This is a genomic window from uncultured Cytophaga sp. (genome assembly GCF_937863595.1).
Classification (GTDB): Bacteria; Bacteroidota; Bacteroidia; order Cytophagales; family Cytophagaceae; genus Cytophaga.
The window spans coordinates 1-2,780 of sequence record NZ_CALMGQ010000169.1; the positions used below are offsets into that span (position 1 = coordinate 1).

Genomic DNA, 2,780 nt, shown 5'->3' on the forward strand with positions numbered 1-2,780 from the left:
ACCTATTGTTGAACGAAACCTTCGGTAGCTTGGCGTAACTAGAAATAGTATATTTACTAAAGTAACATATAATTATCATCATGACAAAAAAACAAATGTAGAAGAACCTAAAATGGGTAATCTTCTAGAAAGAGCAAAAGCTGAGGTCCCACAATTTACCGAGCTGATGCATCGATATCAGCGTAGTATGTCTGTTTTAGGTAGAAGTAAAACCACCTTTAGAAACTACGCCAGTCATATGGCCAATATAAGTTTACATTTTGGCAAAATCCCTACAGAATTAGATCCCGAACAAATTCATGAATATTTGTTTCTTCTGCAAAAGCGATCGAAAACACCCTCTCAAACTTATTTTAAACACACCGTTTACGGACTTCGATTTCTACTTAAGACGGAAGGATTAGACTACACTTTTTTAAAACTTCCTCAAATCAAACAGGAAAAGAAACTACCGGTTGTTTTAAGTAAACAAGAAGTCTGGAGCATGCTCCTGCAATGTCAACTCTTAAAACATAAAATACTTATTGGTTTGCTGTATGGCTGCGGCTTACGGTGCATGGAAGCTAGAAATCTCCGTATCCAAGATCTTGATTTTGATCGAAAGCAATTAAAAGTTGTTCAAGGTAAAAATAAGAAAGATAGATACCTGCCTTTATCCGAACATTTGATTCGAGGTTTGAAACTGTACATAAATACAGAAAAGCCTGTAGAATATTTATTCAACGGACAACCCAACGGAATAGCAGGCGGAGACTTTGATTGTAGGTATTCGCAAAGAGGTGTACAGTGGGTTGTTAAAGAAACAGCCAAGCGTGCGGGCATTTTAAAAGATGTGCATACACATACACTGCGACATACCTACGCAACACATTTACTCGAAGATGGTCTTGATATTGTTTCTCTAAAAAACTTGCTCGGACATGAAAACATTGAGACCACGATGGAATATCTGCATGTGGCTCAATGCGGACGACCATTAGTGTTTAGTCCTCTGGACACGCTCTTTGAGCAATGCACGCCAAATTCGAAGTAGCGCATGTATTAGAGCAACTGGGAACAGGTATTGAACATCTTGGATTAAACACATGGCAACTACGCACATTGTCTGCTATACGTGTTTGTAGAACGGCTGCATTGGGCGGACATATTGATGCTTGTGATTCGTGCGGAAAAATAAGCATCAGTTACAATTCATGTCGCAACCGTCATTGTCCAAAGTGTCAAGGTAAAAATAAAGAAGATTGGATACAGGCACGCATGCAGGAGCTATTACCTGTGCCATATTTTCATGTTGTTTTTACACTTCCTCATGAGCTCAATACACTCGCAATAAGAAAACCACGTGAGGTTTACGACTCCCTATTTAGTTCCGCTTGGAAGACCTTAGCTGCATTTGGTAAAAACAATCATGTGCAACAAGGCATGATCGCAGTCTTACATACTTGGGGACAAAATTTAAGTCTGCATCCGCATTTACATTGCATCGTACCTGGTGGTGGTGTAACAGAAAGTAAGCAATGGCAAAACATACGCTCTGATGGTAAGTTTCTGTATTCGGTAAAAGCACTTTCAAAAGTATTTCGTGCGAAGTTTGTTGCTGAATTAAGTGCTAAAATAAGCATTGACAAAACACTACGAAATAAACTCTTTGAGAAACCTTGGGTGGTGTATGCAAAGCGTCCGTTTGGTTCTGCACACGCGGTGGTTGAGTACTTAGGCAGATACACGCATAAGATTGCTATATCGAATCACAGGTTAAGTTCTGTGGATCTAAAAGGTGTCTTGTTTTCTTATAAAGATTACAAAAATGGTGGCATAAAGAAAACGATGCTCTTGCCCCATAGTGAATTTATACGACGTTTTGCATTACATATTTTACCCAAGCGCTTTGTAAAAATCAGACACTATGGCTTCTTGAGTAGCACATGGAAACGAAATAAATTAAAACAATTACAAGATAGTCTACATGTAAAAAGACCTGATGAAAAACCTAAATCTATATTCAGAGCTTGTCCGTGTTGTAAGGTAGGAAGATTAATTACCATAGAACTCTTCGACAAGCGTGGGCCACCGCCTGAATATTTGGGCGATCGCCAAACCTTAGTTCCCTGTAAAAATTAATTTTATGGGTAAGGGAAGCTTTGTACCTAATTGAAATAATTGAAGTACTTTTTATCTATTTCAACAAAATAAAAAAAGCAGAACCTAAATTCTGCTTCTATATTACTTTTTACTTTCTACGACAAATCCATACTATCTAACAAGCACCACTACCGAAGGTTACGTTCAACAGCGGCTTCATTGTTGGCTTTTCATGCCCAACGAAGCCTTAGTTATTGCCAACAGTTTAAATAAAAACTCTCTTAAAGTGCTAATGCATTTATTAAAAACGAATGAAAAAGCCGATTCAAAATCCGATTATCATATTAAAAAAAATATCCGATAGAACACAAATCCAATTTGGTCAAGCTGCAGTTTATTAAAAGCCATTTTATATTTTATGCTTTGGTGTCGAATCAATCCATTTAAGCGAATCTGAATCCGATTAGAACGCATAATCAAATAACACAAAAATTAAAATGAAATGAATATTCGAAATTCGATTTATTAAGATCAAATCTTCGAAATCGATCTAGCCGAAGCAAAAGAAAGAACTCAATTAGAGTTCAAATCAAACCGTTAAAATATTAAGCTGATTAGAAAACCCTGTTGTGAAATTGTTGGCAACGTTACGCATATGCCTAGTGGCGGATTGCGGACGATTCAACTGTCAAACCGAG

General features: G+C 37.4%; 2 protein-coding genes. Both read left to right on the forward strand.

What is annotated here, in order from left to right; genetic code table 11:
• The first annotated feature begins 238 nt into the window (after positions 1-238).
• A complete protein-coding gene (locus tag Q0543_RS14910; protein WP_299254834.1) occupies positions 239-1,033 on the forward strand; it encodes a tyrosine-type recombinase/integrase in 795 nt (264 codons plus the stop codon).
• Positions 1,012-2,121, forward strand: a complete 1,110-nt coding sequence (locus Q0543_RS14915; protein ID WP_299254836.1) for an IS91 family transposase — start codon at positions 1,012-1,014, stop codon at positions 2,119-2,121. The genes Q0543_RS14910 and Q0543_RS14915 overlap by 22 nt, the downstream gene beginning before the upstream one ends.
• Positions 2,122-2,780 lie beyond the last annotated feature (659 nt).

What these genes read in the sequence shown, in the direction of transcription:
- Q0543_RS14910 (WP_299254834.1), top strand. Translation starts at nt 239, where the DNA reads ATGGCCAATATAAGTTTACATTTTGGCAAAATCCCTACAGAATTAGAT.
- Q0543_RS14915 (WP_299254836.1), top strand. Translation starts at nt 1,012, where the DNA reads ATGCACGCCAAATTCGAAGTAGCGCATGTATTAGAGCAACTGGGAACA.